Raw genomic sequence first — 24,208 nt, 5'->3', positions numbered from 1 at the left:
GCGCCGGCACGCGGCTACTGCATGTGCCATCCATGGCTCACGAGCAACGATTGCCCGGTGAGCGCGTTCGATCCGAAGCCGGCGAGGAAGAGCGCGGTGTCGGCGATGTCCTCGAGCGTGGTGAACTCCGCATCGACCGTGTCGCGCAGCATCACGTCGCGCACGACCTGCGCTTCGGGGATGCCCAGTTCCCTGGCCTGCTCGGGAATCTGCTTTTCCACCAGGGGCGTGCGCACGAAGCCGGGGCAGATGACGTTCGCGCGGATGCGATGCTCCGCGCCTTCCTTCGCGATGACGCGTGCGAGGCCGAGCAGTCCGTGCTTCGCCGCGACATACGGCGCCTTGAACTTGGATGCGACGTGCGAATGCGCGGAACCCATGAGGATGATCGACCCGCCGCGACCCGCGGCCATCATCTGGCGCATCGCCGCGCGCGAGGTGAGGAATGCGCCATCCATGTGGATGGCCAGCATGCGCTTCCAGTCGGCGAACGAGAGATCGACCAGCGGCGAGATGATCTGTATGCCCGCGTTGCTTACCAGGATGTCGACGGGGCCTCGTTCGCGCTCGACGCGCGCGAAACCCTCGTCCACGTGGGATTCGTCGGCGACATCCATGGCGATGCCCAGCGCGCCGTTCCCCAGGGCATCCGCGGTGTCACGGGCCTTGTCCGCGGCGATGTCCGCGACGACGACGTTCGCGCCGGCGTTGGCGTAGGCCTCGGCGATGGCGCGGCCGATGCCGCTGGCCGCGCCGGTAACGAGGGCGATCTTGCCTTTGAGGTCGTGCATGGGGGGGGGCTCCGATGAGGAAAAGCCCTCATACGGTAGCGCGAAGACCGTCCGCTCGGTGCCTACCGCAAAGCGTCCGGTGTCAGCCCTCGGCTTCCAGCACGAAGGAGGCGGGCTCGCCCTGCGCGGACGACGCCGCGATCCACACGTCGAATCGACCCGGCTCGGCCTCGAACGTGCGGCCATCCACGTGCGTGAAGGCCAGGTCCGCTCGCGTGAGCTCGAACACCACGTCCTCGGCGGCGCCCGGCGCGAGCAGGATCTTGCGGAACGCCTTCAGTTCGCGCACCGGCCGTACGCGGCTGGCGACGCGATCGTGCACGTAGAGCTGCACGGTTTCCTCGCCGGCCACCGCGCCGGTGTTCATCACCGTGGCACTGACCACGATGGTTTCGTTCCAGCGCACGCTCGCCTTCACCGTCGGTGCCGTGTAGGCGAACGTGGTGTAGCTCAGTCCATGGCCGAAGGGATACAGCGCCTCGAAGGTCACCTCGCGATAGCGCGCCTTGAACGCCGGCGGCTGGTCGGCCAATTCGGGGCGGCCCGTGCGCGGGTGGTTGTAGAAGAACGGCTGCTGGCCCGGATCCTGCGGGAAGCTCACCGGCAGGCGCGCGGAAGGGTTGTAGTCGCCGAAGACGACGTCGGCGATGGCCGGCCCGGTCTGCGTGCCGAGGAACCAGGTGACGAGGATGGCATGGGCCTCGCGAACGGCACCCTGGAGCGCGAGCGCGCGCCCGTTCTTCAACAGCACCACCACCGGCGTGCCCGTGGCGATCACGGCCTCCGCCAGCGCCTGCTGCGCGGCGGGCACCACGATCTGCGTGCGCGCCTGCGCTTCGCCGGAATAGTTCTGCGGTTCGCCGATGGCCAGCAGCACCACCTCGGCGCGGCGTGCCGCGGCCACCGCGGCGTCGATGCCACCTTCCAGCGGGGCTTCGATGCCCGAGCCGTCCACCACCTCGAGGGAAGCGTCACCGGCGAGCGCGTCGCGGATGCCGGCTTCGATGTCGACGTAACGGGTCTTGTCGCCGAACAGCGTCCAGCAACCCTCGATGTTGTCGCGGTCGCGCGCGAACGGTCCGATCAACGCGATCCGCGCATGCTTGCGCAACGGCAACGTCCCGTCGTTCTTCAGCATCACGATGGAGCGGCGCGCGGCATCGCGGGCCAGCGCCGTATGCGCGGGGAGGGTGGATACGTCGGACTCGGCCTTCGGATCGAGCGATCGGTAGGGATCGTCGAGCAGGCCGATGGCCTGTTTCACGCAAAGCACCCGGCGCACGCCCTCGTCGAGTACATCCATGGGCACGTCGCCCTTTTCCACGAGGTCGGCCAGGTGCGCGCCGTAGAACCCGCTCTGCATGCTCATGTCCACGCCGGCGACGAAGGCCAGCCGCGTCGCATCGCGTTCGTCTTCGGCGAAGCCGTGTGCGATGAGCTCCATGTCGGCGGTGTAATCGGAGACGACGAAACCACGGAAGCCCCACTCGTCACGCAGGATGCCGGTCATCAGCTCGCGGTTGGCCGAGGCCGGTACGCCGTTGATGTCGTTGAAGGCGCTCATGATCGTCAACGCGCCCGCGTCGATGGCGGCCTTGAACGGCGGCAGGTGCACGTCGCGCAAGGTCTGCGGGGCGATGTCCACCGTGTTGTATTCCATGCCGCCGGCCACCGCGCCGTAGGCGGCGAAATGCTTCGGCGTGGCCAGCAGGGAATCGCGCGCGGTGAGGTCGTCGCCCTGGAAACCGCGCACGCGCGCCGCGGCGAACGCGGCGCCCAGCACCACGTCTTCACCGGCGCCTTCGGCGACGCGGCCCCAGCGTTGGTCGCGGGCGATATCCATCGCCGGCGCGAAGGTCCAGTGCACGCCCGCGGCCGTCGCCTCCACGGCGGTGGCCCGCGCCGTGCGTTCGGCGAGGCCCGGCTCGAAGCTGGCCGCCTCGCCCAGGGGGATCGGAAAGACCGTGCGCATGCCGTGGATCACGTCGGAGCCGAACAGCAACGGGATACCGAGCCGGCTCTCTTCGACCGCCACGCGTTGCGCCTCCCGGCCTTCCGCCGCGCCGACGCCGTTGAACAGCGCGCCGACCCTGCCCGCGCGGATCTGGTCGAGCACCTCGGCCGCACCGCGCGCATTCACCTCGGGATTGATGTCGGGGGCGAAGGGGCGAACGGCATCGGCGAACACACCGAGCTGGCCGACCTTCTCCTCGAGGGTCATGCGGTCGATCAGGGCTTCGATGCGGGGATGTCGGTTCATGGCGGTCATTTGGGGACGGTAGGGCGGGCCGGCAGCGGGCTAGCATACCGGCACGGGCCCGGCGAGTGGGCACGTAAATGCCGTTACTCGTAAACGATTACGTCGTTGGGCGCCATCGTCTTCACGGCGGTGAACGCTTAAAGGGAGGCTTGCTCCACCACGGCGACCACGGTTCGCCACATGTCGCAGTCGCCGTCGCTGAGCATATCGACGAGGTAGGCCACCAGCGCGATGCTGGCGAAACCCCTGCGCATGGCTCCCACCGCCGTTCCCATCGCGGCCGCCTTGCGTCCGAGGAAGCGTCCCGCGCGCTCCAGGAAGCCGAGGCGCCGGGCGATGCGATGCACTTCCCGGGCCACCTGCGGTTCGACGTTGAGGGCTTCCCCGCGGATCAGGTCGCCCAAGGCATCCGTGCGGCCGGTGAAATAGGGCCCCACGCCCGTGGTGAAAAGCACCCAGTCGCGGGCCTGGGCTTGGGCGAGGGTCATGATCTCGCTGGGATCTTCCTCGAAGTCGATGAACCCCACGCCCCGTTCGTCCACCGTGATGTTGCGGGCGAAAGCCTGGCCAAGGTACCCGCCATGGCGGTGCAGTTCGCCGATGGCCCGCGCCGTCTGCCTGACGAGGATGTCCGCGTCGTTGGCGCTCTTCAGGCGCTTGAGCCGATGGGCAAGCGTTGGCCCCATGTCGCTGAGGATGAGGCTGCGCGGACCCTCGCCGAGCACGCGTGGCACCGGAGCGCCGCATGCGCGCAGTGCCTCGATGCGGCGCAGTTCGATTTCCTTGGCTTTCTCGCCGGCATGCCGTGGCGGGGAGCGCAGCGCGGCGAGGTCGAGACGTGCCGCCAGGCCATTCCACACACGGACCATGGCCGGGCGGATCAAGGTGTCGGGGTCGTAGCGCTTCAGCCAGGCGATGCGGCCGCCCAATGAAAATTTCTGAACCATGGGGAGAATCTCCATACGTGCCGGGCCGCGTTGCATGGATGCCCTGCGCGATCCGAAAAAACACCGCGACGTTCCCAGGGCCGCGTTCCATCCCCTTAAGCTCATTATAAGCTTAGTTTTTGCTTAATAAAATCGATTCAATCCTTGCGTGAGCACTTGTGAGGAATTCGTTAGTTCCAACGCATCGTCAAGCGTTTCCGGCAAACGCGCCATACCTTTCTTGCCTTCCCCGCGCAGACACGACAATCGTCCCGTGCGGGCGCAGCATCCCAAAAAATAAGCGGCGCCTGGCCCCCAGCAGCGAGGTCGAACCGTGTCCGTGGAGTCAACCAGCGCGATCGTCCAGATGCGCGGCATCGGCAAGGTGTTTCGGGCCGGCGCCATGGAAAACAACGTACTGACGGATATCCACTTGGACATCCGTTCCGGTGAATTCATCTCCATCGCCGGTCCATCGGGGTGCGGAAAAACCACGTTGCTGTCCCTCATGGGGCTGCTCGACACGCCGAGCCATGGCGAACTCCGGGTGGCGGGCCATTCGGTGACCCACCTGGGACGCAAGGAGCGGGCGATACTGCGCAACCGGCACATCGGCTTCGTTTTCCAGTCGTTCAACCTCATCGACGACCTCACCGTGGCCGATAACGTGGCCTTGCCGCTGACCTTCCGAACGGGCGTGCGGCGAAACGAACGGGCCGAGCGGGCAGCGGATGCGCTCAGCAACGTGGGCATGGCGCATTGCAGGAATCTGTACCCTGGGCAGTTGTCCGGCGGCCAGCAGCAGCGGGTGGCGGTGGCGCGCGCCCTCGTCGGCGACCCGGCCATCCTCCTGGCCGACGAACCCACGGGCAACCTCGACCTGCGCCACGGCGAAATCGTCATGGCGTTGCTCAGCCGCCTACACGGATCGGGCCGCACCATCTGCATGGTGACCCACGACGAGCGTTTCGGATTCGTGGCCGACCGCCTCATTCACATGCTCGATGGACAGGTGGTGGACGAGAGCACTTACCTGCAGCTCAAGCACGAAGCGGAATGCGGCCTCGACGAACGACGCACGATGGAATCGTCTCGTTGATGGCCGCCATGCGCGAACTGTTCCGCGTTCGGCGGGGTGCGATGCGTCGAGCCGGCTCGCTGGCCCTGGCCTCGCTGAACCTTGCGCTCGGCGTGGCGGCGACCGTGGGAGCGTTCGCCCTGGTCGACAGCCTGATCCTGCATCGGCCGCCGTTTCCCGATCACGACCGCGTCGTGCTCTATGGCGAACGGCCCCCCAACGGACAGGTGCGCTACGCCTCGCCGATGCTATACCAGGACGTGGGCCAGCCCGACACGGTCGAATCGCGTGGAATCGCGCGCACGCCCGAATCGGTGAACGTAAGCGCGAACGGCACCGTCTCCCTGGCGACGGCACAGCGAGTGGATGCAGGATTCCTGCCCACGCTGGGGGTTCGCCCGGCGCTGGGCGAAGGGCTGTCGGGACGAGGCGACGAGGTGCTCCTTTCCCATGGTTTCTGGGTGCGCCGATGGCATGCGGACCCGCATGCCATCGGCAAGACACTCATCGTCAATGGCCGGCCCACCCCGATCCGAGGCGTTCTCCCGGAGAATTACCGGCTTTTTACCGAAGTGGACCTGTTCCTGCCGCTCGACCTCGCCCGGCATGTCGGTGACAACGCCGCAAACATGACGGCGGTGGCCCGGCTCAAGCCTGGCGTGGATGCCTCGGTCTTCTCGCGAAAGGTCTTTGACGTCACTCGTGCGAACGCGGCCACGCTCCGGGTCGGTCCGACGCGGCTGCCGCTGCATGGCGCCACGCCCCTGGACGCCCAGGTGACGGGCGAAGCCAAGCCGCCGTTATTGCTGTTTTTCGCGTGCTCCTGCGCCGTGCTGGCCATCGCGGGGCTGAATCTGTCGAACCTGCTGCTGGTGCGCGCCGTCGCGCGGTCGCGCGAGGTCGCGGTGCGCGTCGCCCTGGGCGCGCACGGCTGGCGGCCGTGGCTTCCCGCGATCGGCGAAACCTTGCTGATCGCCCTTCTCGCGACGTTGGTGGGTGTACCCCTGGGACGGATCGTGGCGAACGTGTTCGGCGGCTTCGTTCCCGACGAATGGCTGATTTCCCCGCAAGCCATTCAGTTCGATTGGCATAGCTGCCTGTTCGGTATCGCCGTCACCGCGCTCACGGTAGGCATCGCCGTCGTCGCCGGATTGCCGCATGGCAACTTCGAAGGGTTGCCACGTGGCCGGATTCTTCCCATGCGCCGGTTCGTGGGTGGCTACGCCGGACGCGGGACGCGTTGGGGAACGAACGTATTGCAGACGGCGCTGGCCGTCGTGCTGCTCCTGCTTAGCGTGACCGCGACGGTAAGGCTGTGGGCGCTCGGTCGCGTGCCGATGGGTTTCGATGTCGACGCTGCGCAGGCATTCGAGATCAAGGCCGATAGCACGCAGTTTCCCCGCGTGGGCGACGTGGCCACGCTGTTCGATGCGATTGCGGCAAAATTGTCGGGCATTCCCGGCATCGATGCCGTCGGCGTGTCGAACCACTTGCCGGCCAGCGGAAGCTTCGTCATGCCCTTCGCCGCGCCGGACGGTTCGGTGCGCTACGTGCAATACGCGCTCGCCACGCCTGGGGCGTTGCAGGCCATGGGGCTGCATCTGCGATCGGGGCGCTATCTCGACGCCACCGACACCGGTGGGACGCCGCGCGTCGCCGTGGTAAACGAGGCCTACATGAAGGCCTTCGCGGTCAAAGGTGTGGGCGACACCGTCGTGCCTGCGTCGAAACTTTCGCCGAACGCACCGCTGCGCATCGTCGGCGTGGTGGGCGATACCCGCCACGCGGGTCCGGCGCAGCCCCCGGAACCGACCGTTTTCATCCCCCTGGCCCAGGCATGGGAGAGTTCGTTCGATTTCATTCGTCGATACTTGCCTACGTACATCGTTGTGCGCGGAACCGCCGCCGAGAGCCTGGGCACCAACGAAGTGTACGAGGCGGTCCACGGCGTCGCGCCCTACGTCGCGGTCGCGGCGGGGCGGACCCTGCGAGCCGATGTGAACGCGGTAATCGCCGGCTACCGGAGGGATGCGGTGGTTTCCGTCACCTTCGCGCTCCTCGCCTTGCTTCTGGCATGCACGGGGTTGTACTCGAGCCAGTCCGTGGAGGTCATGCTGAGGCGTCACGACTTCGCGTTGCGCTGCGCGCTGGGCGCCACGCCCATGGACCTCGCGGGCGTGGTCGTATCCCGCAACGTGCGCACGACCATGGTGGGCGCGACCCTGGGCCTGGGCGTTTCGCTGCTGGCGCATCAGGGTGTCTTTGGCACCTCGTACGCGTTGGAGGGCAAGATCGACATGGCGGTGGCCGCTTCGGCCTGCGCGGCGATGCTGCTTGCGGCCGTCGCCGCCAGCGGTCCACCCGCCTTGCGTGCGGCGCGAATCGACGCCATACATGTCATAAGGGAAGGATGAAGCGATGGATACCCTCTTCCGGCCCGCCGAAGGAGTTGCCATGAATCGCCCGGACACGCGACCACCCGTTCTCGTCGTCGACGACCATCCTGACGTACGCCTGGCGATGCGCGTGCTGCTGCGCACGGAGAACATCCCGTCGCTCGAGGTGGACTCGCCCGGCGCGGCGCTGGACGCCGTATCGCGAAGCGAGTTCTCGTGCGCGGTGCTCGACCTCAATTACAGTGCGGACACCACCTCGGGCAACGAAGGCCTCGCGCTGGTGGGACGATTGCGCGAAGAAGTGCCCGAGCTGCCCCTGGTCGTCATGACGGCATGGGGAAGCATCGACCTGGCCGTGAAGGCGATGCGCCTGGGCGCCGCCGACTTCATCGAAAAGCCATGGAGCAATGCGCGCATGATGCACACCGTGCGCGCCCAGCTGGCGCTGCGCGAGATGCGCGAGGAAAACCTGCGGCTGCGCCGCGAAGCGTCGCTGTCGCGGGAGTCGTCGGACGTGCTGAGGATCTGCGAATCCTCTTCGATGCGGCGCGTGGTCGAGTTGGTCTCGCGGGTCGCCAGGACCCATGCGAACGTACTCCTCCTGGGCGAAAACGGCACCGGCAAGTCACTTTTCGCACGTGAGCTGCACGCGCTCTCGCCACGCGTGGAGGAGCCGCTCATCCGCGTGGACATGGGAAGCCTTCCCGAATCCCGCTTCGTCGACGAAATGCTGGGCGAAGAGCGCCCTTTGCCCAGGCCCGGGCGGTTCGAACTGGCCCATCGCGGTACGCTCATCCTCGAGGAAGTGGGCAACATCGCCCTGTCCAACCAGGTGAAGCTGCTGCGTGTGATCGAAGAGGGCGAGCTGGAACGGAGCGGGTCCACCCGTACCCGCCGTGTGGACGTGCGGGTTATTTCCACCAGCAATGCCGACCTGGAAGCGGCCATACGCGCGAGCCGCTTTCGCCGCGATTTGCTCTATCGCCTCAACGCCATGCAGGTTCGGTTGCCGCCCCTGCGCGAGCGCGTCGAAGACATCGTTCCGTTGGCCCGGCATTTCCTGCTTCGCGAATGCCGCCGGCTAGGTCGCGATGCGATGGTATTCGCGCCGTCCGCCGAACGCTCCATGCGGACGTACGCCTGGCCAGGCAACGTGCGAGAGCTGGAGCATGCCGTCGAACGCGCGATGCTGCTGGCTACGGGCAAGGAACTCGATGCCGCCGACCTGGCGCTGAGCCGCTCGACCGACATACCGCTGGTGCTCGACAGCCTCACCTTGCCGGATGCGGAAGAAATGCTGATCCGCAACGCGCTCGAGCGAAACGACCACAACCTCCAACGTGCCGCCGAGGCCTTGGGCATTTCACGCCAGGCGCTCTACCGTCGCCTGGACAAGCATCGTTCGAAGAGCCATTCCGAACAGGTGGATTAGGAACGGGGCCCGGGCCATGAAGGCTTTCCTGACGCAATCCGACTCGTGGGCCGATCCGGTGCGGATGCGCCAACGTGCCATCCTCTGGGCGTTCGGCTTCGCCTGGCCGGGCCTTCTGGCGATCGTGCTGCTGCTCACCCTGGAACGTCTTCCGGTGAACGCGCGGGTAGCGATCGGCGTGGGCGGCGTCGCGGGCATGGCCCTGATGGGCTGGTGGCTCGGCAAGCGCCTGCTGTTCACGCTGGAAACCGCGCTCGCCTTACTGACCTCGTTGCGTGAGGGCGACTACGGCCTTCGTGGGCACGAGCCCAGCGGGGGCGGCCCCCTGCGGGGACTGGTTTGCCAAGTGAACCTGCTGTCCGACGAACTGCGTATCGGTCGACGCAAGCGCACCGAGGCGTCGCATCTGTTGGGCAAGTTGCTCGTGTCGCTCAACAGCGCCGTCTTCGTCGTGGACGACGAGAGGCGCCTGCGACTGATCAATCCCGCCGGGCGACGCCTCATGGGCGCCGACCGCACGGGGGTCATCGGACGACCCGCGACCGAACTGGGGATGGATCCCTTGATGGCGGCCACGGACGACACGATCCTGCACCAGCCGTTCCAGGCCGTCGCCGGACGATGGGCCGTGCGGCGGTCGGCCTGGCACAGCGACGGGCGGGAACACACGCTCATCATGCTCCACGACCTCAGCGTGGCCTTGAGCGAGGAGGAGCGCCGCGCTTGGCAACGCCTGCTGCGGGTGCTGAGCCATGAATTGAACAACTCGCTGACACCGATCGGTTCGCTCTCGGGAAGCCTGTCGACCATGCTCGACGTGGATGCCCAGGACACGAAGGAGGTGCTTCGCGAAGGCCTCGATGCCATCGGGCGACGCGCCGAATCGCTGGCCCGGTTTCTTTCCGGCTACGGTCGCCTGGCCGGGTTGCCGCCACTGCAGCGACGGGTTTTCCGTCTGGACGAATCGCTCCTGCGCCTGGTGCGCCTGGAGGATCGTCGGCCGATCCGGGTACTGGGACGCACGCCGGTGACGATCTGCGGTGACGAAGACCAACTCGGCCAGGCGTTCATCAACCTCATGCGCAATGCGGTGGAGGCGACGCTGAAGATCGGCGGTGACGTACGCCTGAACTGGTGGGTGGAGATCGCCGACATCGTGGTGCGCATCGAGGACGACGGCGTCGGCCTGCCCGCGAGCGATGGCCTCTTCGTGCCGTTCTTCACTACCAAGCCCGAGGGTTCCGGCATCGGACTGAGCCTGACCCGGTTGATCGTGGAGGCCCACGGGGGCCGGGTGCACCTCGCCTCGGGCGCCACGGGGCGCGGGGCCGTCGCCACCGTGCACCTGCCGCGTGGCAGCCTGGATCGTCCGTCCACGGACAACGGTGTCCGCATCCGGACGACGACATGACCGGAATCGATGCGTGACCGAAAAAAAGCCGTGCAACACGGTATTTTCCGGCAAATGAGGGGTCGCGTCCGTTGCGGCGTCCCGGTGCCGATTCCAGAATCGCGCCGCACTCCGCACTCCCGCGGGGTGCACGGTCATCACGGAAGGATAGGGACATGAACCATGTACTTGGCTTGCAATTGCTGCAACAGGACACGGAAGCGGGTGCGATCACGGACGTCACCAACCCCAGTGCGTGCAGTCTGACGAGTTGCTGTTTCGGCAACGTCGACGCGTTCAACGAGTGAGTCGGGCATGTCCTGACGAAACGTGACCGGGCGAAGGTCCCCTGCGCAGAGTCGCGGTGGATGTCGCCGCAGAAATCAAGGGAGACGAAGGTGTGTGGAGCGACGTCCGGGTCGCTCCACACACTGGGTTCTGTTGAAACGGCAAAGGGACGGCGCGTCATGGAACCTCGAATGGATCTGCTTCCGTACACGGGCGTGGACCGTGACTTTTTCGATACCCATGGCAGCCGCCCCATCGATGAGGGCGACTTCGTCGACGCCGTCCGCCGCATCGTGCGCAGGCACGACAGTCACAAACAAAGATGCCGAAGCTGGAACCTCGAGCGCAGCGGGATCTGGGTGCAGTGCATGCCTTCCGACGCCGCGTTGCCCATGCAGGGTTGGAAGATCCACGTGTCGTCGGTCGTCGCCACCGCGCGGATCGTGCTGTCGATCGCCGCGGCGGTGCTCGTCGAAAACGGCGTCGCATTCAAGTTCGCCGCTGACGCGGCCATGCTCGGGCACGTCAACGGCAAGCGCTGGCCGCGCGGTGGATCCGGCAAATTCATGACGATCTATCCGCGCGATACGGATCAATTCAGGCGCGTGCTGGAGGACCTGCATGCATCCCTTTCGGGCTACGTGGGGCCCTATGTACTGACCGATCGTCGCTACCGCGATTCCCACGTGTTGTACTACCGCTACGGCGGTATCCGTGGCGAACCGAGCATCGGTATCGACGGACGGGCGCAATGGATGCTGGTACGCCCTGACGGTTCCCGCGAAATCGACTCGCGGCAGCCGGGCTTTCGCCTGCCAGAATGGCTGCGCGATCCGTTCCCGTCCGACGGCGAGGGAACGGCGGGTCCCGTGTCGATCGGTGGTGGCCGGTTTCGCATGCACCGCGCGTTGTCGTTTTCGTCGGCCGGCGGCATCTACCTCGCCGACGACCTGGACGAGGGGCGGCGGGTGATCGTCAAGGAAGCGCGCCCCTACATCGGTGGCGCCGATGCCGCCACGGGAACGTTGCGCAAGGAGTTCCGCCTTCTTCGCCTCCTGGCTCCCATGGGCGTCGCCCCTCGACCCGTGGCGCATTTCCGGGAGTGGGAACATACCTTTCTCGTCGAGGAGTACCTCGAGGGCGAAACGTTGCGCCGCTGGCTTGGGCGCCGATACCCGTGGCTGAAGACCCGCGCTACCCGTGCCGATGTCGCGGTGTTCCTGGGCGACCTGTGCAAGGTATTCACGAACCTGGCAACCGTCATCGATCGCGTGCATGGAATCGGCGTCTCGCTGGGCGACCTCTCATTCCACAACTGCATCGTCGACGGCGAGGGCGGGGTGCGAATCATCGACCTGGAAGCTTGCGCCGAAGACGGCCTCGACGTGTCGCCCGATCTGCTCACGCCGGGCTTCGCCCCCGCCGTGCCGCGACGAAGAGATCATGCGGCAGCGTGTGCCGACGACCACTACGCGTTCGGTGCCAACCTGCTCGCGGCGATGATGCCGGTCAACGCGATGCTGCCGCTGGACCGCGGCGCCGCGCTGCGTTTCACGTCGCGAATGGTGAGGGACATGGGTTATCCCGCGGAGATCGCCGATGCGATCGTCGGCCTGCTTGCCGACGATCCCAAGCGCCGGCCGCGTCCGCTGGATGCGATGGCGCGGATCAGGGGTGCCGTCGAACACCTCGACGGCGGCAATCCGCCGGTTCCCCATCGCGGGATGCCCCATCCGCTCGCCTGCGATCCTTCCGCGGAACTGTTTCGCTTCATCGAGGATCGCGCCGCCCATGCCAGGCCCGACCGTTACGTGCCGGCGGGCGCCGAAATCTTCCAGACGCATCCGTGGGGCGTGGCCCACGGCGCCTCGGGCGTCCTGCACGCCTTCCTGAGGGGACGGCGCACGCCGCCGTCCGGACTCGTCGACTACGTGCTCGACGGCACGCGGAGTTCGCGCTCGCGAGGCGTGGACCTGGCCAACGGTGACAGTGGCATCGCCTGGGTGCTTTACGACGCGGGGCAGGGCGACACCGCCACGGCACTGCTGCGACGATCGTCGGATACGCCCATCGAATGGAGTGCCCATGGGCTGCATGCGGGTCAGTCCGGGTGGGGGCTGGCGCGGCTGAAGGCGTGGTACGAAACGGCAGACGGCGTCTTTCTTCGCGAAGCCATCATGGCGGGCGACGCGTTGCTTGCCGCCGCGGTCGACGACGACCATGGCCTGCACTGGCCGGAGAACGATGCGAAGCCGGTGGGCTTGGCCCATGGCGCATCGGGTGTCGCGCTGTTTCTGCTGCACCTGCACCTGGTCACGGGTGAAACACGCTTCATCGTCGGGGCGCGGCGCGCGTTGGCTTACGACTTCGCGCAGCGATGCCTCAATGTCGACGGCGACCCGACCTGGCCGCTGCAGGTCGGACACGGCACCGTCACGCCGTACCTTCGTCACGGCACGGCGGGCGTAGTCGCGGTGGCCGCGCGCATGCTGGCCGCCACTGGCGACCCCGGCTACCGCGATATGGTGATGGCGGCCGAGGCTGACCTGTTCCGCCCGCATGCCGTTTGCCCCGGGCGACAGGACGGACTGGCGGGTATCGGCGAAACCCTGCTCGACCTGGCCGCCTATCTACCCGACCGTGCGGCGATCTATCGACGCGAGGCCCATCGCGTGGCGAGCGGTATCGAGCCTTTCCTGGTGCGACGCCAGGGTGGACTGGCCGTGCCGGGCAGGGAACTGGTTCGCCTCAGTTGCGACTTCGCCACCGGCAGCGCGGGCGTCGCCGCCTTCTTCGATCGCCTGTGGCGCGGCGGTGCGGCGTCGTTCATGCTCGACGAGCACATGCCGTCGGTGGCGCATGCGTCCACCGAAGCGGCGTGACATCGCTCGCGCGACCTAGAGCCTGAACTTCGCCTCCGCCAGGAAGGTGCGCGACGGATACGGGTAATAGACGTAATAGCGGCGATCGGTGAGGTTGTCGACGCCCACGCCCAGTTCCAGGTGGTCGCTCGCCTTCCAGGTCACCTTCGCGTCGAAGGTGAGGAAGTCGCTCGCGCCGCCGAAGGTGTCCGGATCGATGTCGCTATGGTCCAGCGTGTTGTACTGGCGCCCCGAGTAACGCCCGGCCAGGCTCAGCGTCGTGCGCGCGTCGGCGTGGAGCGTCGCCACCACGTTGGCCCGCCAGCGCGGGATGCGATAGAACTGCTTGCCCACCGATGCCGGGTTGCGCGGGTTGCTCACGGTGGTGGCCTGCGTATAGGCGGCATTGGCCGTGAGGTCGAGCCACGACCAGGCCACGCCGGTGCCGTCGTAGCTGGCCTCCGCGCCGCGAGTGCGCACCAGCGCCACGTTCTGCACGCGGGTGACGTTGGGAAACACGGTGACGTCGGTCTGGCTGAACAGGGTGTTGCGCGTATCGCTGCGGAACACGGTGAAGCGCGTGACACCGTTGCCGCGATACCACTCGGCGGACAACTCCCGCGAGAGGTCGTTTTCCGGTTTCAGGTTCGGATCGTTGTTGATGAGCGAGATGCCGTTGAAGGTGCCCTGGAACAGTTCGCTCACCGTGGGGAAGCGGTAGGCCCGGGCGCCCGACAGCCGCAGGGTGAGTTCGTCGCTAGCCGCGTACGCCAGCGACAGCTTGGGCGAGGTATGCGATTCCTTGCGTTGCGGGTAGCCGGTGCGAGCGGCCGCGGTGGCCCGCCATCCGCCGAAGGCCCGCCATTGCTCGTAGCGCGCTCCGGCGGTGAGGCGCCAGCGTTCGTCGAGCTGCCAGGCGTCCTGCAGGTAGACGGCCTGCGTCTGCGTACTGCCGCCGTTGCCGCCCGTGAAGCCGCCCGCGGCACCGTCGCGCCAGTCGTCCAGCGCAAGGTTCGCGTTGCGCAGGCGATAGCCGTCAAAGTGGTAGCCGAAGCTCACGGCATGGGTGTTCGCGCCGCCGCTATCGGGGGTGCGGCTGGCGCGCAGGTCGAAGGTGCGCCAGCGGCTGCCGTCGCCTGCGGTGAGCAGGCCGGGGCCATCGTCGTCGAACGCGGAAGCGACGCGGTCGCGATTGCGGTCCATGTCGAAATACGACGCATCGCCCGCCACGTTCCAGCCGCTGTCCCGGTGGGTCCCCAGCGAGATGCCGTAGAGTTCGTTGCGACTCTGGCGGGTGCTCGGCGCGAAGAAGTTGGCCGGCAGCACGTAGCGGCGGCCGTCGATCGTCACCGGCCCCGAATACACCGTCCGTCCGGCGGCGTCGCGCAGGAAACTCTCCGTGCGATGGGAAAGATCCTGTTTCCAGTAGCCTGCCGTCACGCCGCCGGTAAGGTCCGGCGTGATGTCATAGGTGAGTCGCAGGTGCGCCTCGTCCTGGCTCGTCGCTTCCTGGCCCTCGCTGTTGATGCCCAACACTTCGCGCGGCAGGCCGTTGGGGCCGGTATCGCCGATGGCGCCGCTCACGACGGGCGCGGCGCCCGTCGCCGTCGAGCGGTTCTGCGTGGCGTACACCAGCGGCTGGCCGTTGGATTGCAGGTGCGACACGCCGACCAGGAACGCGAACCTGCCGCTGCGGTCGCCCAGCGTGGCGCTCTGGCGGCTGCCGCCATAGTCGCGGGCCACGCCATAGGTATCCACGTGCTGGGTGAAGCCCTGCACGTCGGCGGTGACTTCGAGCTTGTCGGGCATGCGCGTGGTCATCAGCACGGTGGCGCCGATGGCGTTGCCTGGATAGAGCGCCGAATAGGCGCCGTAGATCACCTCGACGCGGGCGAGGTTCTCGGGAAAGGCCATCGACCAGCGCGGCGGATTGGCCCAGTTGTTGCCCAGCAGGTTGGAAAGCAGCATGCCGTCGAGGTAGACGAGGCCGCGCGCGCTCTGCTGGTTGCTGGTGCCGCGCACGGAGAACGTCGCGTTCTCGTCGCCGATGAAGCGCTTGCGGATGCCGAAGGCGGGCAGGTACTTCAGCGCATCTTCGGTATTGACGACGTTGAGGCGGTCGAGTTGTTCGGCCGTGACCGTTTCGACGGCCGATGGCATGTCAGGGTCGACGGCGCTGGCTTGCCGGGCGGCGGAGACGCGCACCTCGCGCAGCGCGGTGGCGTGTTGCGGATCGTCGGCGGCGTGCGCCGACAGGGTGCCCGCGCCGAGGGCGCAGGCGATGGCGCGCGCAAGCGCGCGGCCATCGGGCGAAAGGATGGGCATGGCTAAGGGTCCGTGTCGTTGTCGGATCGAAGGCGATCAGGATCGAACGACGTCGGGTGGGCCACGCGAGGGGGGAAGGAGAAATGCCACGCGATGGAAACCGCGCGTGACGGGGCGGAGCGACGGCGGCGGCGCCACCACGAAGGCCACGCCATGCACGAAGAACGTACCGCCGAGGGTCGGCGTGCTGGCGAAGAGCGTGCAATACCCGCAGGCCTCGTCGCCTTCGTCGTGCCGACCGCCGCCGTGATGATGGTGTTCGTGCCCGGCGGCGACGTGACCGCACATCGCGGTCAACTCGGGAAAGACGCAGGCCTCGGCGGTACGCGAGATCGTGGGCGCGAGCACGGCGATCCAGACGGCGAATGCCGCCATCCACGACCACCAGCGATGTCCGGCCACGCGACGCACGTCGACGTCCCCTCTTCACGACCCTGGACCAGGGTCCAGGGATGATGGCATGGCGCGGCGTGAACGCGATGCGACACGGTGTCGCGTCGCTCGTCGCGCCGGCGCAGGCCGGTGCCTAAGGTTGCGTGGAGCGCGATATAGTTTCGTCACTTTCATTCTGGACTCTCCCCATGCGGCTGCGCCCCCTCGTCGCGCTCCTCCTGCTGTCCGTGCCCACGCTGGCGAGCGCCGACGACCTCGTGGTGTCCGCCGCCGCCAGCCTCACCGACGCATTCCATGCGATGGGCAAGGCCTTCGAGGCGAAGCATCCGGGGACCCACGTGGTGCTCAATGTCGCCGCCTCCGACGTGCTGCTGCGGCAGATCGCCAACGGTGCGCCGGCCGACGTGTTCGCGTCGGCCGACGAGGAGGCCATGGACAAGGCCGTGGCGGCGAAAGCCGTGGAGGCCGCCACGCGCGAGGACTTCGCCCGCAACGCGCTGGTGCTGATCGTGCCGAAGGAGGGCCGCGGCCCCATCGGCAAGGTGGACGATCTCAAGGACGCTTCGGTCAGGCGCGTGGCCTACGGCGACCCCGCGTCGGTGCCGGCGGGACGCTACACCCGGGCCGCGCTGGAAAAGCTCGGCCTGTGGGAGGCGGTGTTGGCCAAGGGCGTGCTGGCGCAGAACGTGCGACAGGGCCTCGACTACGTGGCGCGCGGCGAGGTGGACGCCGGCTTCGTTTTCGCCACCGACGCCGCCGTCGCAAAAGATAAGGTCACGGTCGCCGCCACCGTACCCACGCCTACGCCTATCCGCTATCCCATCGCGGTGGTCGCGGGATCGAAGCAGGCCGGCGAGGCGAAGGCGTTCCAGGCGTTCGTGCGTTCTCCCGAGGGCACGGCGATCCTCCGTGGCTTCGGCTTCGGCGAGCCCTGAGGCCACGTGGACGGCATCTGGGAACCGCTGCTCCTGTCGCTCAAGGTCGCCGGTTGGGCGACGGCGATCAACCTCGTGCTGGGCACGGCGGTGGCCTGGGGGCTGTCGCGATGGCGATCGCCCGCACGCGAGCTGGTCGATTCCATCCTCACCTTGCCGTTGGTGCTGCCGCCGACGGTGATGGGTTACTACCTGCTCGTGCTGTTCGGTCGGCGCGGAACGTTCGGCTCATGGCTCGACGGCCTGGGCATCCATCTGGTGTTCACCTGGCAGGGGGCGGTCGTCGCTTCCACGCTGGTGGCGTTTCCACTGGTGCAGAAAGCCGCCCGTGCGGCCTTCGAGGCGGTGGACCCGCAAATGGAAAGCGCTGCTCGCGTGCTCGGCCTTCGCGAGGCGGCGGTGTTCTTTCGCGTGTCGTTGCCTTTGGCCGCGCGCGGGATCACCGCGGGCGCCTTGCTCGCCTTCGCGCGCGCCATGGGTGAATTCGGCGCCACCTTGATGATCGCGGGCAACCTGCCGGGACGCACGCAGACGCTTTCCGTGGCGATCTACGCGGCCGTGCAGGCGGGCGACGATGCCGGCGCGGCGACGATGGTGGCGGTGACGTCGGCGACGTGCGTGGCCGCCCTGCTGCTGGCTGGATGGCTGGCGCCGCAACACGCGAAGAGGCCGCGCGCATGAGCGTCGACGTCGACATCCGCCTGGCGCTCGGCGACGCGGGCAAGCGCTTCGAACTGGACGTGGCGTTCACCTCGTCGCATCGGCGCATCGTGCTCTACGGCCCGTCGGGGGCTGGCAAGAGCGTTGCGCTGCGCACCATCGCGGGCCTGCTCAAACCCGATGCCGGCCACGTGCGCGTGGACGGTCGCACGCTTTTCGACACCGGCATCGACGTGCCGCCGCGCGATCGCGGCGTGGCCTACGTTTTCCAGGACTACGCGCTCTTTCCGCACCTGACGGTGGCCCAGAACGTCGGCTTCGCCATCGCGCGCGGTTGGATCAACCCTCGGCGTCATGCACGAAACGATCGCGTGGCGCACTGGCTTGACCTGTTCGAGCTGGGCGCCGTCGCCGACCATTACCCGGCGCAGGTATCCGGCGGCCAACGCCAGCGCACCGCGTTGGCCCGCGCGCTGATCGCCGAGCCTCGCATCGTTCTGCTCGACGAACCGTTTTCCGCGCTCGATCCCGCGTTGCGCGGTCGCATGCGCGACGAACTGCGTGCGCTCCAGGCGAGGCTCGACCTCCAGCTCATGGTGATCACGCACGATCCGGCCGACGTCGAGGCGCTCGACGGGCACACCATCGGGATTCGCGACGGGCGGGTCGAGAGCCGAGGGTGACTTGTGGCGGAAGGGATCGCGGGGGATCATGCCCGCCTTCGACCTTCCCACGAGCGACGCGGTGACCCCGACGCACGACAACACGACCGGCAAGCCGCTGGCGAGCCGCGCGGCGAAATACGCCTTCACCCTCGCCTTCGTGGGCGTCGCGGTGTTCCTGCTGCATCGCTATATCGAGCGCATGGCCTGGCACGACGTGCGCGACGCCATCGACCGCATCCCGCGCTGGCACGTGATCGCCTCGGTCGCCAGCACGCTCGTCAGCTGGAGCTGCCTGGCCATCTACGACGCGATGGCCGTGGAGACGGTGGTGCCGGGCAAGGTGTCGCTGAAGATGAAGATCTTCTCCGGTTTCGTGGTGCACGCCATCACCAACGCCCTGGGCTTCCACGCCATCACGGGTACCGCGGTGCGCTACCGGATGCTCTCGCGGCTGGGCCTGAGCACGCCCGACGTCGCCCGCGTGGTGGGCCTGGTGGGCTTCGCCGTCGGCATGGGTTTCGCCGCGACGATCTGCCTGGCGCTCATGCTCGAACCGTCCATCGCCAATGGCTGGGGTCGCTGGCTGGGCACGGCGATCATCGTGCTCTTCGTGTTTTTGCTGCGCTGGCTGGCCGGCATGCACGACGAACTGCGGATATGGAAGTTCACCACGCCGGTGCCGTCCGCCCGCTCGGCGGGTGCGCAGATGGCGCTGGGCGTGGTCGAGATGACCGGCGCGACCGCGGCCATGTACTTCCTGGTGCCCCCGGACATCGCCGGTCACTTCCTCGACTTCGCGCCGATCTACGTGGGCGCCATCATCGCCGGCATCATCAGCAACACGCCCGGCGGCATCGGTGCCTTCGAGGCGCTGACGCTCGCCGCCTTCCCGCAGGAGCAACGCGCTCAGGTGCTTGCCGCGCTGCTGGCCTACCGCGTCATCTACGGCCTCGGTCCCGCCTTGTTGTCGTCGCTGGCGCTGTGCATCTTCGAGCTCGCGCGGCGCCGGAGCGCGGCATGAGATTCTCGGCACGTCTTGCGATCGTCTTCGCCGTCCTGCTGCTGGCCGCCTGTGCCACGCCGCATGCGCGCCGCACCGACGTGCTGTTCTGGAACCAGGGCGAGCGGGAAGTGGCTTTCCGCGCCATGGAAACACGCTACGCGAGCAACGTGGTGCGGCATGGCACGGCGCACCCCCTGCCGCCGGGCGAGCCGTTGCGGCCGCGTTTCGACGACGGCCTCTCGCTCGACGACTACATGCGCGAACACCACGTGGCCGGCATCATGGTGTTGCAGGACGGCCGCGTCCGGCTCGAGCGCTATGGCCTGGGCGCCACGCCGGACACGCGCTGGACCTCCTTCTCCGTCGCCAAGTCGTTTACCTCGACGCTGGTCGGTGCCGCCTTGCGCGACGGCAGCATTCACGGTCTCGACGACAAGGTGACGCGCTATATCCCCGAGCTGGCCACGGGCGCCTATCGCGACGTGACGGTGCGCCAGTTGCTCACGATGACCTCGGGCGTACGCTGGAACGAGGATTACGCCGATCCGCGCTCCGACGTGGCACGCATGTACGAAGGCGAGCGCCAGCCGGGCGTGCCCCTGCTCGTGACCTACATGTCGAAACTGCCGCGCGAATTCGCGCCGGGCGAGCATTGGGTCTACAAGACCGGCGAGACCGACCTGGTCGGCATCCTCGTCGAGCGCGCCACCGGACGCACGCTGGCCGATTACCTTTCCGACACGGTCTGGAAGCCGTACGGCATGGCCGCGGACGCGCGCTGGCTGAAGGATGACGTCGACGGCACCGAAGCGGGCGGCTCGGGCGTCTCCGCCACGTTGGCCGACTATGCCCGCATGGGCCAGTTCCTCCTCGATGGCGGCGTGGCGGCCGGCCGGCCCGTGCTGGCCGATGGCTGGATCGAGGACGCCACGCGGCGACACGCCGACATCGGCGTGCCGGGCCGAGGCTACGGCTACCAATGGTGGACCTACGACGACGGCTCCTATGCCGGCATCGGCATCTTCGGCCAGCTGCTGCACGTCGACCCGAAGCGCCACCTGGTGATCGTGCAGCTCGCCGCGTGGCCCGTGGCCACCGACGACGCGCAGGCGAAGGATCGCGCGGCTTTCGTCCAAGCCGTGATCCGGGCGCTGGGGGAGTAGACTAGGCCATCCCCGCCGTCCCGCACCCGCTCATGGAACTCTCCTGGAACGACCTCACCTGCACGCCTGACAAGGCGGCCATCGAAGCCCTCGCCGACGCGTGGCGCTGGCGCATCGGCGACGCGTTCACGCCGCTGGTGTTCACCGCCCTCGGCGACATGTTCTACGAAGCCGACGAAGGCGGCGTGTACTGGCTCAACACCGGCACCGCCGAGGTGGAGCGCGTGGCCGACGACGTCGACGACTTCAACGCCCGCCTGCGCGAGGACGTGGCCGAGGACTGGCTGCTGCCGCCCCTGATCGAGGCGCTGATCGAGGCCGGAAAAACCCGCGAAGCCGGCGAGTGCTACACGTACGTCACGTTGCCGATCTTCGCCGAGGGCGAATACGCCGTCGACAACCTCAATCCGGTGTCGGCACGCGAGCACTTCGAGCTGACCGGATCGATCCTGCAGCAACTGCAGGACGTGCCGGATGGCACGAAGGTGAACATCGACGTGACGCACTGACCGAAATCGCGCATCGCCCAGAGCGCCGCATCGTTCACCGCCGCTCGCGAAACGAGCTCACGTCGTTCCTGCGCACGCAGGAACCCACGGCGGCGCGTTCGGACGAGCGTCGCCTTTCAGGCGATCAGGCACGCATCCGCCCGGTGCGTCAGCAGGGTCTTCTCCCGCTCGTTGCGCGTCATCGAGGCGGCACGCAGAAAGGCCTCCCGCGCATCGCCCAGCCGCCCCAGTCGGTAAAGCAGATCCCCCTGCACGCTGGGCAGGAGGTGGTAGTCCTTCAAAACCGGGTCGTCGAGCAACGACTCCACGATGACGAGTGCCGACGAAGGACCGTCCGCCATCGACACGGCGACCGCGCGATTGAGTTCCACCACGGGGGATGGCATGACTTCCACGAGTTCGGCATAGAGCGCGGCGATGCGCGGCCAATCGGTGTCGTCCGCCCGCGCGGCCCTTGCATGGCACGCGGCGATGGCCGCCTGCAGGGCATAGGGCCCGCGCGCGCCACCGAGGCGCTCCGCGCGTTCGAGCGCCTTCAGGCCACGGCCGATCAGCAGGCGATCCCAGCGACCGCGATCCTGGTCGAGCAACAGCACGGGTTCGCCGTCGCTGCCGGTGCGCGCGCCGGTACGCGACGCCTGGATCTCCATCAGCGCGACGAGGCCGTGGACTTCCGGTTCGCCGGGCATCAGTTCCGCCAGCACGCGGCCGAGCCGCAAGGCCTCGTCGCAGAGGGCCGGACGCATCCAGTCGCCGCCGGCGGTCGCCGCGTAGCCCTCGTTGAACACGAGGTACACCACGCGCAGCACGGCAGAGAGCCGTTCACCCAGCGCGTCGCCGCGCGGCACCTCATAAGCGACCGCCGAATCGGCCAGGCTGCGCTTGGCCCGCACGATGCGCTGGGCCACGGTCGCCTCGGGCACGAGGAAGGCGCGGGCGATCTCGTCGGTGGACAGCCCGCCGAGCAGCCGAAGCGTGAGGGCCACCCGCGCTTCGATCGAAATCACCGGATGGCAGGCGGTGAAGATCAATCGCAGCATGTCGTCGCCGATATCGTCGTCGAGTGCGTCGATCAGGGCGTCGTCGGCGGATTCAAGGAGGCCTTCCATGTCCTGGCCCAAGGCCTCGAGCTTGCGCCCGGCCATGCGTTCGCGGCGAATGCGATCCACCGCGCGATGCTTCGCCGTCTGCGTGAGCCAGGCACCGGGGTTCTTCGGCACGCCTTCGCCGGGCCAGCGTTCGAGTGCGGCCACCAGGGCATCCTGCGCCAGCTCCTCGGCGAGGTCGATGTCGCGCACCATCCGGGCGATGGTGGCGACGATGCGTGGCGACTCGATCTTCCAGATCGCGTCGATGGCGCGGTGGGTATCGTGCGTCGTCATAGGCCACGCATGACAGCATTCGCCGTCATGCGTGGCAAGCCGCATCGCGTCATGGCGGCATGAGTTCTTCCATGCGGTACAGCTCGCGGATTTCCAGGCGGGCATCGTCCCCGTCGGGGAACGGGTAGGTCTTCGCCCAGGCGATGACGTCGTCGAGGGTATCCACCCGAAGGACCCAGAAGCCCGCGACCATTTCCTTGATCTCGGCGAACGGGCCGTCGACGACCGTCGCGTGGCCTTTGGAAAAACTCACGCGCTTCGCGTGCCGGCTGGACGACAGGCCCTGGCCGCCGATGAGGAAGCCGGCCTCCTGTCCCGCACGGTTGGCTTCGGCCATGCGGCCGAGGATGTCGGGGCCGGGGTTCCAGTCGGTTTCGCTGCGCTCGTTCGCCTTGAGCATCACGACGTAACGCGGCGTCTCGTCATTGCCCTCGGCGATGTCGTTGAAACAGCTCAACCCGCCGGGGCAACCGATCGGCCGGATCTCCACGGTCGCTTCGCCGTGCGCGTCTTCGGCAGGCCATCCCCTCACCCAATCGACGGCCTCGTCGATCGAGGCGGCCTCGATGATGCTGAAGCCGGCCACCAACTCCCGGGCTTCGGCGAACGGACCATCGACGACGATGGCCTCGCGTCCCGGCCCGAAACGAACGCGCACGCCGTCGCGGCTGGGCTTGAGCCCCTCGCCGGCGAGGAAGCGCCCTTCCGCCGCCAATACGTCCACGTGGTCGGCCATCGCCTCGATGAGTTCGCGATGGGGCGCCACGCCGGCCTCGCTGTCGGGATCCGCTTTACGGACGATCAGGAACTGCATGGTTCAGGGCCTCTTGGATCCGTCATCGACGTTGATCATCCAGGACACGCCGAAGCGGTCATCGAACATGGCGAAGCCTTTCGACCAGAAGGTTTCCTGGAAGGGCATCTCCACCTTGCCGCCCCTGGACAAGGCCTCGAACACCTTCTTGCCTTGCTCCACCTCGGTGAAGTTGAGGTTGATCTTGAAGCCCTGCACCGTGCCGTCTTCCATGCCGTCCGATCCCATGATCGACTGGCCGTCGATCTCGAGGTTCACGTGCATCACCTTGTCGCCCATGGCGGCGAGTTGCTCGGGCGACGGTCCGCACCCTTCTCCGCCCGTGCTTTCGTGGCCTTCCTGTGGAGGCATGTCCTTGAAGTGGTGCAGTTCGACGATCTTTCCGCCGAGCACCTCCTCATAGAACCGGAAGGCCTGTTCGCAGTTTTTCGGAAAAATGTAAGGCTGGATCTTCATGTCCGTCTCCTTCGTCGATGGTGGGCTTAGCGGCGTGAAGCGATGTCGGCACGCAGGCGCTCTTCCTGCTCGCGGGCCTCGGGCGTGAATTCGGTGCCGAAGTCCTCGGCTTCGAAGACCTGGCGGATCTCGATCTCGCTGGTGCCGTCCTCGAACGGGTTGGGGCAACGCTTGACCCACTCGATGCACTCGTCGAGCGAGCGTGTCTGGAACAGCCAGAAGCCGGCGATCAGTTCGCGGGTTTCGGCGAAGGGGCCGTCGATCACCTCCCGACGATCGCCCGAGAAGCGGATCCGCGCTCCCTTGGCGCTGGGTTGCAGGCCTTCCCCGGCCAGCATCACCCCGGCCTTGACCAGCTCCTCGTTGTAGTTGCCCATCGCCGTGAGCAAGGCCTCGCTGGGCATGTCGCCGGCTTCGGAGGATCGGGTGGCACGTACCATCACCATGAAACGCATGGGGTTTCTCCTTTGTTGCGGGCCGG

21 protein-coding genes are annotated in these 24,208 nt (G+C 67.5%); 12 read left to right on the top strand and 9 right to left on the bottom strand.

Annotated features, from left to right (window positions below; all coding sequences use genetic code 11):
- Positions 1-14: 14 nt before the first annotated feature.
- The 3 genes from JNG39_RS11350 to JNG39_RS11340 form a co-directional block, all read right to left on the bottom strand.
- Positions 15-791: a 3-hydroxybutyrate dehydrogenase gene (locus JNG39_RS11350; RefSeq protein WP_368311487.1), complete on the bottom strand. Its 777-nt coding sequence runs from the start codon at positions 789-791 to the stop codon at positions 15-17.
- Positions 792-873: 82 nt separating this feature from the next.
- Positions 874-3,051 carry a glycoside hydrolase family 3 N-terminal domain-containing protein gene (locus JNG39_RS11345; RefSeq protein ID WP_368311486.1) on the bottom strand — a complete coding sequence of 726 codons (2,178 nt, stop codon included), beginning with the start codon at positions 3,049-3,051 and terminating at the stop codon, positions 874-876.
- A gap of 137 nt (positions 3,052-3,188) precedes the next feature.
- The gene (locus tag JNG39_RS11340) at positions 3,189-3,998 is read right to left on the bottom strand and encodes a serine/threonine protein phosphatase (protein ID WP_368311485.1); all 810 of its coding nucleotides are present in this window, start codon (positions 3,996-3,998) and stop codon (positions 3,189-3,191) included.
- 313 nt (positions 3,999-4,311) lie between these two features.
- Between JNG39_RS11340 and JNG39_RS11335 the strand changes: the two genes are divergently transcribed.
- From JNG39_RS11335 to lanKC, 6 genes are all read left to right on the top strand, one after another.
- Entirely contained in the window at positions 4,312-5,076 is a 765-nt protein-coding gene (locus tag JNG39_RS11335; protein WP_368311484.1) for an ABC transporter ATP-binding protein, read from the top strand.
- Positions 5,076-7,469, top strand: a complete 2,394-nt coding sequence (locus JNG39_RS11330; protein ID WP_368311483.1) for an ABC transporter permease — start codon at positions 5,076-5,078, stop codon at positions 7,467-7,469. Before JNG39_RS11335 ends, JNG39_RS11330 begins: the two co-directional genes overlap by 1 nt.
- A gap of 40 nt (positions 7,470-7,509) precedes the next feature.
- Positions 7,510-8,883, top strand: a complete 1,374-nt coding sequence (locus tag JNG39_RS11325; protein WP_368311482.1) for a sigma-54-dependent transcriptional regulator — start codon at positions 7,510-7,512, stop codon at positions 8,881-8,883.
- A gap of 16 nt (positions 8,884-8,899) precedes the next feature.
- Complete coding sequence (locus JNG39_RS11320; RefSeq protein ID WP_368311481.1) at positions 8,900-10,294, top strand: PAS domain-containing sensor histidine kinase; 1,395 nt, start codon at positions 8,900-8,902, stop codon at positions 10,292-10,294.
- Positions 10,295-10,449: 155 nt separating this feature from the next.
- Complete coding sequence (locus tag JNG39_RS11315) at positions 10,450-10,581, top strand: hypothetical protein (RefSeq protein ID WP_368311480.1); 132 nt, start codon at positions 10,450-10,452, stop codon at positions 10,579-10,581.
- A gap of 171 nt (positions 10,582-10,752) precedes the next feature.
- The gene (lanKC, locus tag JNG39_RS11310) at positions 10,753-13,443 is read left to right on the top strand and encodes a class III lanthionine synthetase LanKC (protein ID WP_368311479.1); all 2,691 of its coding nucleotides are present in this window, start codon (positions 10,753-10,755) and stop codon (positions 13,441-13,443) included.
- A gap of 15 nt (positions 13,444-13,458) precedes the next feature.
- Here the strand turns inward: lanKC and JNG39_RS11305 are convergent, their stop codons facing one another.
- Positions 13,459-15,747, bottom strand: a complete 2,289-nt coding sequence (locus JNG39_RS11305) for a TonB-dependent receptor (protein ID WP_368311478.1) — start codon at positions 15,745-15,747, stop codon at positions 13,459-13,461.
- A gap of 36 nt (positions 15,748-15,783) precedes the next feature.
- On the bottom strand, positions 15,784-16,158 hold the full coding sequence (locus JNG39_RS11300; protein WP_368311477.1) for a DUF2946 family protein: 375 nt from the start codon (positions 16,156-16,158) through the stop codon (positions 15,784-15,786).
- Positions 16,159-16,328: 170 nt separating this feature from the next.
- On the opposite strand from JNG39_RS11300, the gene modA reads away from it, so the two are divergent.
- The 6 genes from modA to JNG39_RS11270 are packed head-to-tail and all read left to right on the top strand — an operon-like array spanning position 16,329 to position 21,075.
- A complete protein-coding gene (modA, locus tag JNG39_RS11295) occupies positions 16,329-17,075 on the top strand; it encodes a molybdate ABC transporter substrate-binding protein (RefSeq protein ID WP_368311476.1) in 747 nt (248 codons plus the stop codon).
- A 6-nt stretch (positions 17,076-17,081) separates the two neighbouring features.
- Complete coding sequence (gene modB / locus JNG39_RS11290; protein ID WP_368311475.1) at positions 17,082-17,756, top strand: molybdate ABC transporter permease subunit; 675 nt, start codon at positions 17,082-17,084, stop codon at positions 17,754-17,756.
- The gene (locus JNG39_RS11285; protein WP_368311474.1) at positions 17,753-18,418 is read left to right on the top strand and encodes an ABC transporter ATP-binding protein; all 666 of its coding nucleotides are present in this window, start codon (positions 17,753-17,755) and stop codon (positions 18,416-18,418) included. Before modB ends, JNG39_RS11285 begins: the two co-directional genes overlap by 4 nt.
- A gap of 28 nt (positions 18,419-18,446) precedes the next feature.
- Positions 18,447-19,421: a YbhN family protein gene (locus JNG39_RS11280; RefSeq protein ID WP_368311473.1), complete on the top strand. Its 975-nt coding sequence runs from the start codon at positions 18,447-18,449 to the stop codon at positions 19,419-19,421.
- A complete protein-coding gene (locus JNG39_RS11275) occupies positions 19,418-20,566 on the top strand; it encodes a serine hydrolase domain-containing protein (RefSeq protein WP_368311472.1) in 1,149 nt (382 codons plus the stop codon). The genes JNG39_RS11280 and JNG39_RS11275 overlap by 4 nt, the downstream gene beginning before the upstream one ends.
- 32 nt (positions 20,567-20,598) lie before the next feature.
- Positions 20,599-21,075: a T6SS immunity protein Tdi1 domain-containing protein gene (locus JNG39_RS11270; RefSeq protein ID WP_368311471.1), complete on the top strand. Its 477-nt coding sequence runs from the start codon at positions 20,599-20,601 to the stop codon at positions 21,073-21,075.
- Between the two features lie 116 nt (positions 21,076-21,191).
- Here the strand turns inward: JNG39_RS11270 and JNG39_RS11265 are convergent, their stop codons facing one another.
- From JNG39_RS11265 to JNG39_RS11250, 4 genes are read right to left on the bottom strand one after another with little or no spacing between them, the layout of a single operon-like run.
- A complete protein-coding gene (locus tag JNG39_RS11265; RefSeq protein ID WP_368311470.1) occupies positions 21,192-22,457 on the bottom strand; it encodes an RNA polymerase sigma factor in 1,266 nt (421 codons plus the stop codon).
- 49 nt (positions 22,458-22,506) lie between these two features.
- Entirely contained in the window at positions 22,507-23,271 is a 765-nt protein-coding gene (locus JNG39_RS11260; RefSeq protein WP_368311469.1) for a YciI family protein, read from the bottom strand.
- Between the two features lie 3 nt (positions 23,272-23,274).
- The gene (locus JNG39_RS11255) at positions 23,275-23,727 is read right to left on the bottom strand and encodes a VOC family protein (protein ID WP_368311468.1); all 453 of its coding nucleotides are present in this window, start codon (positions 23,725-23,727) and stop codon (positions 23,275-23,277) included.
- A 26-nt stretch (positions 23,728-23,753) separates the two neighbouring features.
- Entirely contained in the window at positions 23,754-24,182 is a 429-nt protein-coding gene (locus JNG39_RS11250; RefSeq protein ID WP_368311467.1) for a YciI family protein, read from the bottom strand.
- Between the last annotated feature and the right edge of the window lie 26 nt (positions 24,183-24,208).

The organism is Luteibacter sp. CQ10, from assembly GCF_040900725.1.
Lineage (GTDB): Bacteria > Pseudomonadota > Gammaproteobacteria > Xanthomonadales > Rhodanobacteraceae > Luteibacter.
The sequence above is the reverse complement of the archived record's forward strand: the minus strand, read 5'-3'. Positions and strand labels throughout refer to the sequence as shown.

Excerpts from the sequence above, each read along its gene's own strand:
- JNG39_RS11350 (WP_368311487.1), bottom strand. The coding sequence starts at position 791 with ATGCACGACCTCAAAGGCAAGATCGCCCTCGTTACCGGCGCGGCCAGC.
- JNG39_RS11345 (WP_368311486.1), bottom strand. The coding sequence starts at position 3,051 with ATGAACCGACATCCCCGCATCGAAGCCCTGATCGACCGCATGACCCTC.
- JNG39_RS11340 (WP_368311485.1), bottom strand. The coding sequence starts at position 3,998 with ATGGTTCAGAAATTTTCATTGGGCGGCCGCATCGCCTGGCTGAAGCGC.
- JNG39_RS11330 (WP_368311483.1), top strand. The coding sequence starts at position 5,076 with ATGGCCGCCATGCGCGAACTGTTCCGCGTTCGGCGGGGTGCGATGCGT.
- JNG39_RS11325 (WP_368311482.1), top strand. The coding sequence starts at position 7,510 with ATGAATCGCCCGGACACGCGACCACCCGTTCTCGTCGTCGACGACCAT.
- JNG39_RS11320 (WP_368311481.1), top strand. The coding sequence starts at position 8,900 with ATGAAGGCTTTCCTGACGCAATCCGACTCGTGGGCCGATCCGGTGCGG.
- JNG39_RS11315 (WP_368311480.1), top strand. The coding sequence starts at position 10,450 with ATGAACCATGTACTTGGCTTGCAATTGCTGCAACAGGACACGGAAGCG.
- lanKC (WP_368311479.1), top strand. The coding sequence starts at position 10,753 with ATGGATCTGCTTCCGTACACGGGCGTGGACCGTGACTTTTTCGATACC.
- JNG39_RS11305 (WP_368311478.1), bottom strand. The coding sequence starts at position 15,747 with ATGCCCATCCTTTCGCCCGATGGCCGCGCGCTTGCGCGCGCCATCGCC.
- modA (WP_368311476.1), top strand. The coding sequence starts at position 16,329 with ATGCGGCTGCGCCCCCTCGTCGCGCTCCTCCTGCTGTCCGTGCCCACG.
- JNG39_RS11285 (WP_368311474.1), top strand. The coding sequence starts at position 17,753 with ATGAGCGTCGACGTCGACATCCGCCTGGCGCTCGGCGACGCGGGCAAG.
- JNG39_RS11280 (WP_368311473.1), top strand. The coding sequence starts at position 18,447 with ATGCCCGCCTTCGACCTTCCCACGAGCGACGCGGTGACCCCGACGCAC.
- JNG39_RS11275 (WP_368311472.1), top strand. The coding sequence starts at position 19,418 with ATGAGATTCTCGGCACGTCTTGCGATCGTCTTCGCCGTCCTGCTGCTG.
- JNG39_RS11270 (WP_368311471.1), top strand. The coding sequence starts at position 20,599 with ATGGAACTCTCCTGGAACGACCTCACCTGCACGCCTGACAAGGCGGCC.
- JNG39_RS11265 (WP_368311470.1), bottom strand. The coding sequence starts at position 22,457 with ATGACGACGCACGATACCCACCGCGCCATCGACGCGATCTGGAAGATC.
- JNG39_RS11260 (WP_368311469.1), bottom strand. The coding sequence starts at position 23,271 with ATGCAGTTCCTGATCGTCCGTAAAGCGGATCCCGACAGCGAGGCCGGC.
- JNG39_RS11255 (WP_368311468.1), bottom strand. The coding sequence starts at position 23,727 with ATGAAGATCCAGCCTTACATTTTTCCGAAAAACTGCGAACAGGCCTTC.
- JNG39_RS11250 (WP_368311467.1), bottom strand. The coding sequence starts at position 24,182 with ATGCGTTTCATGGTGATGGTACGTGCCACCCGATCCTCCGAAGCCGGC.